A 14,968-nucleotide genomic window follows, 5' to 3' on the forward strand; every position below is an offset into this window, starting at 1 on the left:
GCGCTCGCGCCGAGGAGGCTCAGCGCCCACCCCGCGGAAAGGGAGTACCTGGAGCGGAAATCAACCTTTACCCTACTACAACTTAATTTAGCAATACTTGCGAAAAAAGCCTTATATTATTATTTTAATATAAAAAAACAGATAGATATAACTTGACATTTCAGCTAATATTTATTATTCTAAAAATAACGAAAATAATAAAAATTTAATAATAGCGAATGACTTTTGTGGGAGAGTGCAATGCGACAGGCCACCGAAGGGGCAAGTTCCGAAAAGACCCTTGGAACAAATCTCTCAGGTAGAAAGAACCACAAATAGGACGCATCTCTGGAGAACTCGTATGAATGAATACGACACCCAAGGGGACCCATTTATAGCAAATATTTGGGCTTAAACTCTCAGGTAAAAGGACAGGGAAGGGTAGAAATAACTACACCTTTTCCTGTCCTTTTTTTCATAGGAAATGAGTATAGTATGACAGAAATTTCTTAACGTATATTAGTATGAGGGAGGAAATGAAAATGACTAGAAAAAGAGTTACTTTATCCAATCTAATTAGAAAGAACAAAGAAGAGCTTCTAAAGGACCAGGATCAGCTTGAGAAAATTGAAAAGCGGATTGATGATAAATATTTGAAAAGAAAAAAGGAAGCAAAGGCAATATAGAAAATAATGAGTGGTCTCAATTTTAATTTGCTGTGATTCAGATTATGAATTGACAGCTTGATAAAAATTTGATTATAATAAAAGTAATTAATCGAATAGTAACTCCTAAAGGGGAGTAGCTTTTACAGCAAAGTCGTCACTTCGGAGTGAATAACTCCCGGCTTTGATGGCAACATTTTCGTTGTTAGCAAGACCTTTACCTATTTTGGGTAAGGGTCTTTATTTGTTTCTATGGCCTTTACCACCAATGGTAGAGGTTTTTTTTCATGTCTGACAAAAGAAGCCTTTATCATACTAATTAAGGGGGATGAAAAAATGGAATGGACAATTTTACTAGAATACGGCGGAGTATTATTATTATTAATCGCACTAGAAGGGCTTTTGGCAGCAGATAATGCATTGGTTTTGGCCATAATGGTCAAGCATCTTCCAGAAGAAGAGAGAAGGAAAGCATTATTTTATGGTCTAGCTGGTGCATTTGTTTTTCGTTTCGGGTCTTTATTTGTCATATCTTTTCTTGTTGATGTTTGGCAGGTTCAAGCAATTGGTGCCTTATATCTTTTATTTATTGCCCTCAATCATATCTTTAGAAAAATCCTAGTTAAGGGGAAGGAAAAGGCAAAAGGAAAAACTGGTTTATGGGCAACAGTTTTTAAAGTAGAGCTTGCAGATATAGCTTTTGCGGTCGACTCCATTCTTGCGGCAGTTGCATTAGCGATCGCACTTCCAGATACAGGATTGCCGAACATCGGTGGGCTTGATGGTGGGAAATTCCTAGTGATTTTTGCTGGAGGCTTCGTTGGTTTAATCATTATGCGTTATGCAGCAAACTTCTTTGTTAAACTACTGCAATCTAAGCCAGGTTTGGAAATTGCCGCGTTCCTCATTGTTGGTTGGGTAGGGGTGAAACTATCAGTTTATACACTTTCTCACCCTGCTTTAGCAGTATTGCCTGAAGGGTTTGCCAAATCACCTGAATGGAAAATTACATTCTATTGTGTTCTTTTATTGATTGCTTTGGGAGGCTTTCTATTATCAAAGAAGAATGAAGAGATAACTAAATAAGCTAAGAAGAGCTGGTTCTTTAAAGGTAGAAGATTGTAAATATAGCAGTAATCAAGCGTTTGATTAATGAGGATAAGACTCTTAATCAAACGTTTGATCAATTAAATGAAACTGCAGCGGGTTTACGTGTCATTGCTTATACTCTCTGGTTTAGCAAGGCTTTTAATTTTATGAAGAATTAAAGTGAAAAGTGGGATGAAAAATCCCATAATCATAGAATAAACGACCCAATATGTATTATCCCAATGGCTCATGAATGCAACATTTGGATAGACAACCATAGAAAATAAAAATGTAAGAATTCCGATTGGCAGGGCTAGAAATCGATAATTTTTAACTTCTAATATTTCTGCAAGGCCAACAACACAGGCGTAGAAATAGATAGCTGTTTTAAAGAAGATGGAAAGTATCCACATGCTAGCCATCGCTGCTTCAATTCTTTCAATAATATCAAACACACTAACTGTTTTCGCGAGTACATAACTAGGATAGATCTGCCGTGCAGTGGCAGCAGACCCTAGAACTAAAATACATAAAAACACAAAAACCCCTACAACTAATGCCCCGAAAAATGTTCCTAAAATTAAATTCCATTTTACTTTGTCTGGACGATTGATGTTTCCAGGATAAAACATCAAAAAAACAACTAAAGGAAATCCTGCGAATGAGACAAAGTCCAGTGCAGCTGAAAGGTGATCATTAATTTTTGCTTCATATAACGGACTGATACGATCGAGCTCAATTTGAGGAAGTAATAGAATGACTAAAGCAATAAATAGAAACATAAACCATGGAAACAGAAGTTCACTTGTTCGTGCTAGTACTTCAAGTCCTGCTCGAAGACTCGCAATAATGAGCAGGACAAGCATGAGATTTATGATTTCTATTGGCGTTTCGACTAACATTTGGGTTGTGACAAAGTTGCCGAATTGGAAAAGAAGTGTGCTTGTTCCAATAAAGCCGAAGAAAACATATGTAACACCGATTATTTTCCCAATTACTTTGCCATACACTCTTTCAAGGTATTGTATATACGTTTCTCTTCCGATGGGTTTTGCACAAAGGGCAAAGAAGGCAGCAAGGAACACACATAGAAGAATACCAATAAGGGAGGATAGCCATGCATCTTGGTTTGCTCTAGCTGTCATAACAGAAGGAATGGCTAGAACCGTGGTGCCTATAGTAAATATAAATACTAATATACTTAATTGAAGTGGACTAATCCTTCCTTTTTCAATCAATTTAGCCAACCCCCTTGCCGCCTTGTTATAGTGAGATGATTTTGGTCAACGGTTTCAGTATGAATGCAATTAAATTCAATGGATTAGGGATAGGGATTTTATAAATCATTGCAATTGTAATCCCAGTAACAACTAGCATAATGATTGAATATATCCATATCTCACGCTTCATTTTATCTTTTATTAATTGGCGAATTTGAAAATAAGAAATGGCTAAATAAATGAGGATTAATCCAAGACTTTTAAGCACCATCATTTCTCCTCTAACAATTCATTATGGAACGGGTTAGAAATCGTTCCTACTCGACGTATCTTGATTTTGACATTTATGTTAACTGGCACTTCTGGAAATAGATCAGACCACTGTTTCTTGATTGTTTCCCATTCTTTTGGTTCATTTTTGTGTATTTGTTCACCGAAACCAAAAATATCTGTTTCGTATTCTTTTTGCGCTTTGTTTAAAGAAGACTGTATAACATCTTTTATATCTTTATTAACTTTTTCTTCAAGCTCCCCAATTACGTTTGGATTCATTAGGTCTAATTTAGTATTCACATCGGCCACATTCCCCTCCCCCGTAATTTTCACTTCGAAGCTTGGGGCTCCATTTTTAATTTGTGAGATGATATCGGTTTTGCAGTCGATTACTTCGACCGCTACATCCCCATCATTCATTTCAAATACAACAACAGTACTATGCACATTATCTTTAATATAATTGAATCCCTTGCTCTCATCCTCATTTAACCAGCCAACCAATTTGTTTTTATGAAAAGCTGCTATACCAGAATAGGAAAGGAATGTCTTAGAGGAAATCATTTCTACATTTTCTTTCTTCATTCCTTCCTTTGGATTACCTCTTATGATAACCCCTGTTAATGTTGGCTGTGTGCCTTCACTTACAATATCATCCATTAATTCATTAAGTCGTATTTTTCCTGTTGCTGCCCACTCTTCAGTAGAGATTTCGAGGGAGTTAAACAATTTATTTGCTGGTATTTTTTCTATTCCAGTCAAGACTTTGAGTATTTCTACAGCAGTATGTTCTTTGGCTACAATAATATAGAAATCAGTCCTCATTTCATGGTCCCTTGATAGAAAATCAAGCGCATCATAAATGCCTTCTTTTGCTATTTCTTCTCCAATGACAATCATTCGAAGGTGAGCAAGATATACTTTTCTTGGTATTTCCTTTGTTAATTTCCTTAAGCCTTCCACTAACATTTGTCCTCTTGCTGTATAGGTTGTCACAGGGGTATCATAGCCCCCAGCTTTTTCTGACGAAGCTGTTTCTGCTGGGTTGATAATTTGAACAGAAACAATATATTCGCCTTCCTGTTTGTCGATTCCTAATGCGACAGCAATGGCTAAATTAGCAACTTCTTTACGACTCCAGCAACTTGTTAGAGTAGAAAGTATTAGAAAGGCTGTTAGAATAAACGCCCATCTTTTTCTCATGAAAGCTCACTACTTTCGTATTTCTGGCTTAGGTGTGGGATTGTTTTGTTCTCTGATAACATTGTTCTGACTGATTAACCGAGGACGGGAAAACATGCCCCACCATGGAAAGCGAATGAATACGTCCTTTTGATCTTGCAAAATAAAGGGTGCAGCTGGAGTCGTGTAAGGGACTCCGAAAGATCTCAGAGTGCTTAAGTGAATGCACAGCAAAATAAGACCGAACATGATCCCGATTAATCCGAACACAGCAGCCAATATCATCATTCCAAAGCGCAAAATTCGAATGGTCGTAGCCAGATTTATGGCTGGGAAACAAAAGTTAGCGATTGCTGTTAATGAAACGACAATGACCATTGCAGGTGAGACAAGACCTGCTTGTACTGCTGCTTGACCTAGCACTAATGCACCAACAATACTCATTGCTTGACCGACAGCACGAGGCATTCGAACGCCCGCTTCGCGTAAAATTTCAAAAGCGATTTCCATCATCACGGCTTCTAGAAAGGCTGGGAAGGGAACTCCCTCTCTCTGTGCAGCAATCCCGATTAATAGCATCGTAGGAAGCATCTCCTGATGATAAGTTAAGATTGCGATATAGAGTGAAGGGGCCAATAAAGCTAAGAAAAAGCAAAAAAAGCGCAAAAGCCGCAATAAGGTTGCAATATCTGCCCGTTGGTAGTAATCTTCGCTCGCTTGAAAAAATTCAACAATTAAACTGGGTACAACCAATACAAATGGAGATCCATCTACAAATATGGCGACACGGCCCTCCAAAAGCTTTCCTGCTACTGAATCAGGTCTTTCTGTACTAAAAACAGTAGGGAATGGAGTAAAAGTTTCATCTTGAATCAGTTCCTCGATATAGCCGCTTTCCAAAATGGCATCGATATTAATCCGGTCTAATCGTTCATGGACTTCCTTAAGTACATCCTCATTGGCAATCCCCTTGATATAAGCAACAACCACTTTTGTTTTTGTCAATCGACCAATCTCCTTGGATTCCATCCAAAGGTCAGAGCTTCTTATTCTTCGTCTTAATAGGGAAGTATTAGTTCCTAATGTTTCTGTAAATCCATCTCGTGGTCCCTTAATTAAAGTTGCAGACTGTGGTTCCTCAATACTTCGCTTTTCATAGCCAGGTATACTTACAGTTATGGCTTGAGCCTGATTGTTGACTAATAAAGCAGCGTGTCCAGAAAGAATATTAGAAATTAAAGTGTCAAAATCCCTGGCATCGCTAACTTCTCCAATAGGAACAGTGTTTTCTTTAATCGCAGAAATCAGTGAAATATTGTCTTTAGCTGGAAATTCGAGATCGTTAATTTGTATCTTATAAATCAATGTATCAATTAGATCCTGAAGTGAAGAGGTGTCAATTAGGCCATCTGTATATATAAGAGCGGCATCAATCTGATTATCTGGCCCTATTTTGATCTTTCGGATTACAAGATCCGTACTGTTTCCGAATTTACTTTTAATATGGTTGACATTGTTATCTAAAGACGAGGCCAGCTTGCTATCATGTTTAGTAGAATGTTCACTATTTTTTTTTGTTTCCGTTTTTCGAAAAACATTTTTCAATGTTCGTCGGATTGTTCCTATCGCCATAACATCACTCACCTCAGTTCACTTAAATATTCTTAGCAGTATTTCTCAAATTATGTAAAAGACGTAAAGTGAGTGGTGACATTTATTGGATCTAATAATGGCCTAAAAAAAAGCTGATTCCTTTTTTAAAAGGAAAACAGCTTTTATAATGATTTTCGCTATTATTTATCCTCTTGCTAATTTTTTTCGATCGGGAGCAGAAGGAGGTTTTTCCATCCAACCATGTTCAATCATAATTTTTGCACCATCTAAAGAGTACTCACCAGCCTCTACAATTAAACGACTATACGCTGCTGCAATATCCTTTCTAAGACTTCCGCCAACGCTTTGTCCATAAAAACCGATACCCGCATTATTTAATGTAGACGTGTGGAACATTAATAGTTTATCGGAAAATACTGGCTCTTTGGATGCAGTAGCCGTTAAAGCCCATGGAACGGGTGTAGGTAAGTTGCTCTCTCCTAGAAATTTCCCGAAAACAGCACTATAATGTTGAGCAATCTCTGCTCCTCGAGTCATATATTTTCGTACTTCTTTTGATTGTGCAACTTGAGAGAAACCAGTTAATATGGAACTTCCAAACATATTGCGGTACAAATTAAGGAACAGAAATGAAATTTCCATACTTGTTAAGGCTCTTTGTTCACCTATCCATCCAGCTAAGAAATGCTGTTGATCCACAAACTCATTTTGTTTCGGGTAGGGGATATAGGGAGAGCGAATATAAAGTCCTTTTGATTGGGATACATCCGTTGTTCGATTAAATAGTTCGGTGAATGATTGTAAACTAGATGTATAAAGCTCTCGAATATCCTTGCGTGCAGAGTTAGGAATGGACATCCCATATAAATTTATTCCCATTAAACCAATACTTTGAACATAATGAAGCATTAATTCATCAGTAAATAGCCTTGGTGCCTTCACATCAACATCCTTTTCTGTAAATCCGATGGGAACGGGGATGTCTTCCGTCGTAAAAATCTCCTTTAAACTTTCAATATGTTTAACGGATAAATCCAATCCATATTTTAAACAAGGTTTAATATCAGTATCCTCTACATGCTCTAAAAAATATGAAAGGACGCAAACGGCTAACGAATTAGTTAAATAGGAACCAAATATGGAAGCTAGCTCACTTGCCGTTAATTTAATATGAGTATGATCGATGTCCATGAAAATGCCCTCCTAACCGAAGTATGAATCTTACTAACAGTATTCTCCTTTACAGAAAAAAATATGATTCTCGATGCATGAGAATCATATTCGATAATTCATTAAGAACCTCATAAATTCCTTTTGCTTTGAATGATTGTATTTCATAATGGCATAAGTGTAAGCCTCAGGAAGTGTGATGGAGCATGGAACATCCAATAACCATCCTTCAAGTAATTCACGTCGTACGGTTGAGATAGGCAGAAAGGAAACACCTAATCCCTCAATGATGAATCTTTTTGTAATATGGATTTGCGAAACCTTCATCATCTTTACATACGGAAACTTGTGCTTTACTTCCTGGCTCAATGTTTCCCAATAGACTGGATGATTATCTGTAAGTAAATAGCTTTTCATTAATATTTCTTCTTCATCTAATGGAGGAGCGGATTCCGCATCCAATCCGTCGTGTGGAGCAATTAATTTCACTTCATCTTTATAAAGCACTTCGCAATGTAAATCAGGATCCTTACTAGGAAGACAGGAAAGGCCGATATCAATGTCGTCAGTTTGAACAGCTCTTTCAATGTCTCTGGATTCAAGAACCTGTACAGAAACTTCAACATTTGGATGGATGGTCATATATTTTTTCAGAACAAACGGAAGGATTGTATCAGCAATCAATGGGGAAATAGCGAGTGATAGCTTCGATGTATATCCTTGACTGAAAGATTGCAGGTCGTCTACCCCTTTTTGGTAAATCTCCATCAATGCTTTCGCATGAGGAATATACCTTCTTCCTTCTTCTGTTAATTTCATTTTTCTGCCTTCGCGTTCAAATAATCGAACCCCTAGTTCTTTCTCGAGATTTTGAATATGAACAGTAACAGAAGGCTGTGAAATATACAGTAATTCTGCCGTTTTTCTAAAATTACCATTTATAGCAGCTGTTAGAAAAGTATTGATCCAGCTAAACTCCAACCAATTCAACTCCCTATTATTAATAAAGTTAATCAAAATATTTAAAAATATTTAATTTTCTTAATTATATTTATTCTATATAATTTACCTAAATAAGGAAAGGGGAAATGAACATGATCCATTACGGCTTAAAAGGGGTTATTGCAGCTGAAACGGGGATTAGTCATGTAGATGGAGAAAAGGGTCAGCTTATTTATCGAGGATATGAAATTGGGGAGATTATTGATCAATGTACCTTTGAAGAAGCGGCCTATCTCTTATGGTATGGTGAGTTTCCGACAGGTGAGCAATTACATGATTTGAAAGTTTCTTTGGTCGGGAATCGGCAACTTCCTAGCTATATAATTGACTTAATTGTCAGCTTACCAGATGAAATGGATCTGATGAGTGCTTTGAGAACGATCCTCTCCGCTGAAGGCAGAAAGGCATATCGATGGAAGCCGACCATTGAACAGGCAATAAGAATGACTGCTATGGCACCAACCATTATTGCCTTTCGAAGAAGACATCTAGAAGGGAAAACATTTATCCCGCCAAAACCTGAACTAAATCATGTGGAGAACTATCTTTATATGCTTAAAGGAGAAGTTCCTACGAAAGCGCATGTAAATGCTTTGGAAACGTATATGATCCTAACGATGGAGCATGGGATGAATGCCTCTACATTCTCAGCAAGAGTAACGGCTTCTACTGAGTCTGATATAGTTTCTGCGATTACTTCTGCGATTGGAACGATGAAGGGACCTTTGCATGGGGGGGCACCTTCAGAAGTGATCTCTTTATTAAATGAAGTGAATGAACAAGGGGATGCAGAAAAGGTCATTAGGAACATATTAAAACGCGGGAAAAAATTAATGGGGTTTGGACATCGGATTTATAAAACAATTGATCCTAGATCAGTTGCTTTGAAATCAAAACTCAAAGCGTTTTCCGGTGAAGATAAATGGCTTGATCTTTCTATGAAAGTAGAAAAGTTGGGAGTACAAATTCTAGAGGAAGTAAAGCCAGGAAGGTCTCTCTATACAAATGTAGAATTTTATGCAGCTGCGATTATGAAAGCAGTCCAAATGGAGAAGGAATTATTCACCCCAACCTTCACGGCAAGCCGCATAGTCGGCTGGAGCGCCCATATTTTAGAACAAGCAGAAAACAATGTGATCTTCAGGCCACAATCAAAGTATATCGGGCCAATTAAAAAGAAAGAAGACTCAATTCAAGTGTGAAAAACGCCTTCTTATGGTAGAATTCATCTTATATATTTGGAATTTTTTGATAAAATGGAGGAACCTTATGAAAGCGTTGTTTCACTATAATTGGTTGATTAGAGAAGATTGGTATCAATGGTGTGAAGAGGTTGAAGTGGAGGAGCTGCTTCTTGTCCGAACAGGAGGAGTAGGAGGAATTCTGCATACACTTTTTCACATTATTGATGTTGAATGGAGCTGGATTCGCCTTCTTCAAGGCAAACCAGATTTTCAGGAAAGCTTTGATGAGTATAACAGCTTACAAAAGGTAAGAGAGCTTGATGCAAAATTTCGTGTAGAAGTAGAAGAATTCGTAAGAAATTGGGATGCAAGTATGGAAAGCAATCTCCTTCATAATTCTTTACCAGATGGACAGATAGAAATCCTTACCTGGGGTGAAGTGATGCGTCATATGATTGCTCACGAAATTCATCATATTGGCCAAATCTCTGTTTGGGCAAGAGAAATAGGGAAGAAGCCAGTATCCGCAAACTTTATTCGGAGAGGAATTATTCCTTTGCCTGAACAAAGTAAATAATTTTTTGTGATAGAAGTTAGAAAATTAAAAGAAATAGGCGGAAGAACATGGTACAAAATGTTCCATTGGCAATGAATAGCGATCTTTTATTATAATAGTATGAAAAGCTAGTTTAGGAGGTGATGGACTTGGCGATAAGAAGGCCAGATTCTGCAGCATCTCATGCAAAGCCTAGTATTGGAAAGGCGATACTTTGCATGGGGTAGACTTTGATTATAGAAATCGCCCAAGTACGCTTTTCTAATTCATTTGGCTTTGCACCTTATTTTTAGTAAATAAATGAGGGGCTGGCAGAAATGAAATATGTAAAAGCAACCGCAATACTACCGGAAAATTTAATTCTAGAAATTCAAAAATATATCCAGGGAGAGACGATTTATATCCCGAAAAAGAAAGCATCCCATCGTAAATGGGGTACGCGATCAGGTTCAAGACAGGCAATTGATGAAAGAAATTCTGCAATAAGAACGGCATTTAAAAGCGGAAGGACAATTGATCAATTAGCTGAGGAATATTATCTCTCATCCGAAACAATAAAAAAAATTGCATATTCAAAAATGAGGCACTGATATTTGTTTATCAGTGTCTTTTATATGGCATCTTTAATTCCTAACCAATTTTTCCATTGAATCAACGAAGTCCACCATATAACATTTTAATAGAAATATGTTTTTTGACAGGAGTGGAAAAGGAATGGAGCCCTTCATTAGAAGTGATCAATTTAACTATATAAAAAATCAAATTCAAATACTGATAAATGGATATACAACCGTCAATGATAAGGGGGTACTGAACGCTTTGAAAACCCTCACAGATGAAAAGATTATTCATTTGTTCAATGATCTAACTGAAGAGCAAAGACAAGTGTTCAATCCAATCATTGATATTAGAGAGAAAGAGCAGGCGGAGGCCTTTTTATCACAATTAAAGCAGTATGTGATTCCGTTTAAAAATATAACAGAACAATCCATAAAAAAATTATTCCCAAAGGCAAAGAAATTAAAGGTACCTTCAGTAGATCAGCTAGATAGACATGAAATATCTTATTTCGGGTGGAATGATACAGGCTCAAATAAAAAGTATATCGTAGCTGAGAAAAACGAGAAATTAGTTGGACTCCATGGTTCTTTTAAAAATGCTAGTAAAAAAGGGATATGTGCAATCTGCCATGGTCTTGAAGAAATAGGGATGTTTATCACGGAAACAAAAGGATCCGAGCAAGGAACATTTATTAGAAGAGGAAATTATATTTGTCAGGATAGTCAAAAATGTAATCAAAACATTAAAACACTTGATAAATTGGAGGATTTTATTGAAGGAATGAAGGGATGAATAGGTGATGAGGTCTCTTTTGCATAACTTCTGGATTGTTGTGTCATTTTTTAATAAAAAAATGAACGATATCTGTTAGCTATCCGTCATATCTTTAAAGAAGATAGCGAGGGATGACAATGAAAGAACAATTAATAACGTTTCAAACAGATGTTATGTTAAAAGGATCAGTATATCTGCCTGAACATAAGAATGAAAAGCTTCCACTTATTGTTATACTTCATGGTTCAGGGCCGGTTGATCGGGATGGAAGCGTGAAAAATATGCCGATGAATGCATATAAAATGCTGGCAGAGTTTTTTGCATCTCTTGGTGTGGCAACGCTCAGGTACGATAAGCGTGGAGCAGGAGAGAGCGGTGGCAGTTTCTATGAAACAGGAATGTGGGATTTGGTAAGTGATGGTATTGCTGCAGTTCAGGCTGCAAGAGGAATTCCTGGAATTGATCCCGAACGAATTTTCCTGCTTGGACATAGTGAAGGATGCACACTTGCACCAGCCATTAATAGACAAGTCCATGCAGCTGGACTTATTTTACTTGCTGGCCAAGCTGATAATGTGCGGAACGCAACTGAATTGCAGGCTCGTTTTGTTGACGCGGAAGTTGCGAATATGAAGGGGTTCCTTGGTATGCTGCTGCGAGGGTTAAAAGTACACAAAACCTCATCAAAGCAAAAGAAGCTTTTCGATGAAATCTTGGAATCTGATCAAACAGTAATAAAGAAGGGCATTGCGAAAATTAATGCCAAATGGATGAGAGAACATTTTCAATATATGAATGATGAAGATCTCTCGGCAATTACATGCCCGGTACTTGCGATAACTGGAAGCAAGGATGTACAGGTAAACCCCGAACATGTCCATGTCTATGCTGAAAAAATAAAAGGGCTAGTGGATGCCTATAAAGTAACAAAGATGAATCATCTTCTTAGAGATCAAAAAGAACCTACATCCATAATCAAGCTGAAATCTATCTATAAAAAAAGCATTTCAAAACCTTTGAGTCCAGAAATGCTTGAAATTATAAAAGAGTGGACTGAAAAGAATATCATCCCTGTCACCTTTGATACGGTAACAAACAAATCCTCCTAGGTTTTTCAGGATAAAGGGTTCACGAAGATAAATTGACATACAAATTGGCATACGATTTGACGTATGCCTTTTTTGTTGTCTTACCAAGGGTTTAGAGGGTGTTTAAAGAAGAATTGATACGATAATAAATAAGTTAAATATCAAGTGACGATACTTATGGTACAACGAAAAATTGATGTCAAATTAAATGCCATTTATATTACCAAAACCGGTGCCAACTGGGGAGTATTTGGCTACCGAAATAATGAAAACTTAGTGAGTACGGTCGTCAATAAGGGGTCTTGGCTACCGAATTGATGAAAACCCAGTGAGTACGGTCGCCAATTAGGGGTCTTGGCTACCGAATTGATGAAAACCTAGTGAGTACGGTCGCCAATAGGGGGTCTTGGCTACCGAAATGATGAAAACTTAGTGAGTACGGTCGTCAATAGGGGGTCTTGGCTACCAAAGTGAAGAAATTCTGGTAAGAATGTGCCCAATCAGTCATGCACCTCTAAAGAACACTTTATTTTTCAGGATTTAAAGGAATCCTGTTTGAAACAGAATTTGGGAAAAAACGTCTATTAATAAAAAGGAAAGGAACCGAAATGAAAAGTTAGTAATTTATGTACCCAATGGGGATGAATTCTATGCTTTTGCTTCGGAGGTGGAATAGGCAAGAAAGGCGGGAATATCTTTGCGTAAAATCATCCTATTTCTCTTGTGTTTCATTTTAACAATAACAAGTCAGTTGTCTGTTCAAGCACTTGACTGGGCCTATCCTTTTGTTGTGTGGAAAGGAAATGTATATGAAGTAACAGATGAAGAGGTATTCGATATCGGGGGCGTTATTGGCAAAGTAAAAAGAGGCATAAACGATATGACTGGAGAGTATTTTGGTGATGCATCAAATCTATACCCTAAAGGCACGAAGTATTATGAGATAAAAGGCATCTCTCCTCAAAAGGCAATTGCTGTTGAAGTAGAAAAACATGAATGGAAGAAGGCTGTCTTCATTTATGAATCACCTAATCATAGAACGGAGATTGACATTCATTTGCTGATCTTTGCAGTATTTATTGTTGCTGTAATTATGGCAATGCTGAGAATAAATCATAAGAAGAGGAAAGTCTAAAAGGGCCATGCTTATCTACAGCAGTGCCCTTTTTCTTGTTCATCCCAAAATCCCCTTTGCTAGGGAAAAAAACAGTAGAGAAAAGTAGGAACTTGTCGATTTTTAATCCCTAAGGGTTATAATAAAAGTAATCTATTTTTGAGAGGAAATGTATGAACAAACAGAATATCAATACTTGGCTGCTTCATGAAGAGAAGCGTGCACTTAAAGTTTATTTAGTAACTTTTTATATTACCTTAGTGTTATATGATTTCTTTTACTACTATTTATATCCAAAGTTTATTCTCCACAAAGATCCAGGGTTTGACAGCCCACTAGCTTATTGGAATTATGTGATTATCTTTGGACTAATTCCAGTTTCCTATCTTTTAATAAAAAGGGGAAAGCAGCAAGCAATCAAATATATTTACATTACTGTTTACATGCTGCTTACTGCAATTAGCGACATCGTTCTGTTCTCGAATGAATATAGTGAATATAGAAGTGGGAATGTGGCAGAGCTGATTCTTATTCTATTTGCACCCATCTTTATAAATAAACGGTTTTATTGGATCGCTTCTATTGTATCTATTTTTAGGTATTTAATTGTAGGGGTAGCAATTAAGTCACTGACTGTAGTTTTTCCCGTTGTTTTGCTCATTACCTTTTCAGTGATTGCCTACATTATACTAAATCGTTTTTCTTCCTATATTCGGGCATTGACTTCTGCTTATGAGGAATTGCGGCATAAGGAAAAGCTTGCTTTTATTGGTCAGATGGCTACCGCGATTGGGCACGAAATAAGAAATCCACTGGCTTCATTAAAGGGGTTTACACAGCTGCAAAAAGAAAAATATGTCCAGGATCAGAAATACTTTTCCATAATGGAACAAGAAATTGAACGGATTGATTTAATAGTTAATGATCTATTGCTGCTAGGAAAACCAAGATCTACCCAGTTTCAAAAGAGCAATGTGCAAGAGATTATTACCTATGTAATATCGATAACCCAGCAACTGGCTATCAAAAAAAGGATTTCGTTTTCAGTAGAAATGAATGATTCGATTCCTTCAATTGAATGTGTAGAAAATCAGATTAAGCAAGTATGTATGAATCTTATTAAAAATGGTCTGGATTCAATGGATGATGGTGGGGTACTGAAGATTATTTTAAAGCATGACTCAAGGCATACAATATCAATCAGTTTTATTGATCAAGGCTGTGGCATAAATCAAACGGATATGGATAAGCTATTTACCCCATTTTACACGACGAAAGAAGATGGGACAGGTCTTGGCCTTATCGTTACAAAGAAAATAATAGAAGACCATCAAGGAAAATTAAAAGTAGAAAGTGAATCGAATAAGGGAACAAAGGTAGAAGTGATTCTGCCAATTGTTCAATGATCAGTATGCTTGGAAAACAAAAAAGTGTGTTAATCCAATATGGATTAGCACACTTTTTTTGTCTATCTATTAATAAAAGATTGGATAAATG

16 protein-coding genes and 1 riboswitch are annotated in these 14,968 nt (G+C 37.0%); of the genes, 10 read left to right on the forward strand and 6 right to left on the reverse strand.

Annotated elements, in window-relative coordinates; genetic code table 11:
- Positions 1 to 218 precede the first annotated feature (218 nt).
- Positions 219 to 321: riboswitch (glycine riboswitch) on the forward strand.
- A gap of 200 nt (positions 322 to 521) precedes the next feature.
- Together ACFYKT_RS12785 and ACFYKT_RS12790 are read left to right on the forward strand one after the other, a co-directional pair.
- The gene (locus ACFYKT_RS12785; RefSeq protein ID WP_389220037.1) at positions 522 to 665 is read left to right on the forward strand and encodes an FbpB family small basic protein; all 144 of its coding nucleotides are present in this window, start codon (positions 522 to 524) and stop codon (positions 663 to 665) included.
- A gap of 315 nt (positions 666 to 980) precedes the next feature.
- Complete coding sequence (locus ACFYKT_RS12790; RefSeq protein WP_389220039.1) at positions 981 to 1,730, forward strand: TerC family protein; 750 nt, start codon at positions 981 to 983, stop codon at positions 1,728 to 1,730.
- Between the two features lie 122 nt (positions 1,731 to 1,852).
- On the opposite strand, the gene ACFYKT_RS12795 is transcribed toward ACFYKT_RS12790, so the two are convergent.
- The 6 genes from ACFYKT_RS12795 to ACFYKT_RS12820 all read right to left on the reverse strand — a co-directional run bounded on the left by ACFYKT_RS12795 (position 1,853) and on the right by ACFYKT_RS12820 (position 8,173).
- Entirely contained in the window at positions 1,853 to 2,980 is a 1,128-nt protein-coding gene (locus ACFYKT_RS12795; protein ID WP_389220041.1) for a GerAB/ArcD/ProY family transporter, read from the reverse strand.
- Positions 2,981 to 2,996: 16 nt separating this feature from the next.
- Complete coding sequence (locus ACFYKT_RS12800) at positions 2,997 to 3,227, reverse strand: hypothetical protein (protein ID WP_389220043.1); 231 nt, start codon at positions 3,225 to 3,227, stop codon at positions 2,997 to 2,999.
- Positions 3,224 to 4,429 carry a Ger(x)C family spore germination protein gene (locus ACFYKT_RS12805; RefSeq protein WP_389220044.1) on the reverse strand — a complete coding sequence of 402 codons (1,206 nt, stop codon included), beginning with the start codon at positions 4,427 to 4,429 and terminating at the stop codon, positions 3,224 to 3,226. Before ACFYKT_RS12805 ends, ACFYKT_RS12800 begins: the two co-directional genes overlap by 4 nt.
- 9 nt (positions 4,430 to 4,438) lie before the next feature.
- Positions 4,439 to 6,040 (reverse strand): spore germination protein, encoded by a 1,602-nt coding sequence (locus ACFYKT_RS12810; RefSeq protein ID WP_389220046.1) that lies wholly within the window; start codon positions 6,038 to 6,040, stop codon positions 4,439 to 4,441.
- 165 nt (positions 6,041 to 6,205) lie between these two features.
- Entirely contained in the window at positions 6,206 to 7,213 is a 1,008-nt protein-coding gene (locus ACFYKT_RS12815; protein ID WP_389220048.1) for a DUF3231 family protein, read from the reverse strand.
- A gap of 84 nt (positions 7,214 to 7,297) precedes the next feature.
- A complete protein-coding gene (locus ACFYKT_RS12820) occupies positions 7,298 to 8,173 on the reverse strand; it encodes a LysR family transcriptional regulator (RefSeq protein WP_389220050.1) in 876 nt (291 codons plus the stop codon).
- A 113-nt stretch (positions 8,174 to 8,286) separates the two neighbouring features.
- Between ACFYKT_RS12820 and ACFYKT_RS12825 the strand changes: the two genes are divergently transcribed.
- The 8 genes from ACFYKT_RS12825 to ACFYKT_RS12860 all read left to right on the forward strand — a co-directional run bounded on the left by ACFYKT_RS12825 (position 8,287) and on the right by ACFYKT_RS12860 (position 14,877).
- Positions 8,287 to 9,396: a citrate synthase/methylcitrate synthase gene (locus ACFYKT_RS12825; protein WP_389220052.1), complete on the forward strand. Its 1,110-nt coding sequence runs from the start codon at positions 8,287 to 8,289 to the stop codon at positions 9,394 to 9,396.
- 67 nt (positions 9,397 to 9,463) lie between these two features.
- Positions 9,464 to 9,955 carry a DinB family protein gene (locus ACFYKT_RS12830; RefSeq protein WP_389220054.1) on the forward strand — a complete coding sequence of 164 codons (492 nt, stop codon included), beginning with the start codon at positions 9,464 to 9,466 and terminating at the stop codon, positions 9,953 to 9,955.
- Positions 9,956 to 10,251: 296 nt separating this feature from the next.
- Entirely contained in the window at positions 10,252 to 10,524 is a 273-nt protein-coding gene (locus ACFYKT_RS12835) for a CD3324 family protein (protein WP_389220056.1), read from the forward strand.
- Between the two features lie 124 nt (positions 10,525 to 10,648).
- Positions 10,649 to 11,287 (forward strand): FusB/FusC family EF-G-binding protein, encoded by a 639-nt coding sequence (locus ACFYKT_RS12840; protein ID WP_389220057.1) that lies wholly within the window; start codon positions 10,649 to 10,651, stop codon positions 11,285 to 11,287.
- Between the two features lie 119 nt (positions 11,288 to 11,406).
- Positions 11,407 to 12,378 carry an alpha/beta hydrolase gene (locus ACFYKT_RS12845; protein WP_389220059.1) on the forward strand — a complete coding sequence of 324 codons (972 nt, stop codon included), beginning with the start codon at positions 11,407 to 11,409 and terminating at the stop codon, positions 12,376 to 12,378.
- Positions 12,379 to 12,534: 156 nt separating this feature from the next.
- The gene (locus ACFYKT_RS12850; protein ID WP_389220061.1) at positions 12,535 to 12,675 is read left to right on the forward strand and encodes a hypothetical protein; all 141 of its coding nucleotides are present in this window, start codon (positions 12,535 to 12,537) and stop codon (positions 12,673 to 12,675) included.
- Between the two features lie 379 nt (positions 12,676 to 13,054).
- Entirely contained in the window at positions 13,055 to 13,492 is a 438-nt protein-coding gene (locus ACFYKT_RS12855) for a hypothetical protein (RefSeq protein WP_389220062.1), read from the forward strand.
- A gap of 152 nt (positions 13,493 to 13,644) precedes the next feature.
- Entirely contained in the window at positions 13,645 to 14,877 is a 1,233-nt protein-coding gene (locus ACFYKT_RS12860; RefSeq protein WP_389220064.1) for an ATP-binding protein, read from the forward strand.
- Positions 14,878 to 14,968 lie beyond the last annotated feature (91 nt).

This window comes from Cytobacillus mangrovibacter (assembly GCF_042865275.1).
Lineage (GTDB): Bacteria > Bacillota > Bacilli > Bacillales > Cytobacillaceae > Cytobacillus > Cytobacillus mangrovibacter.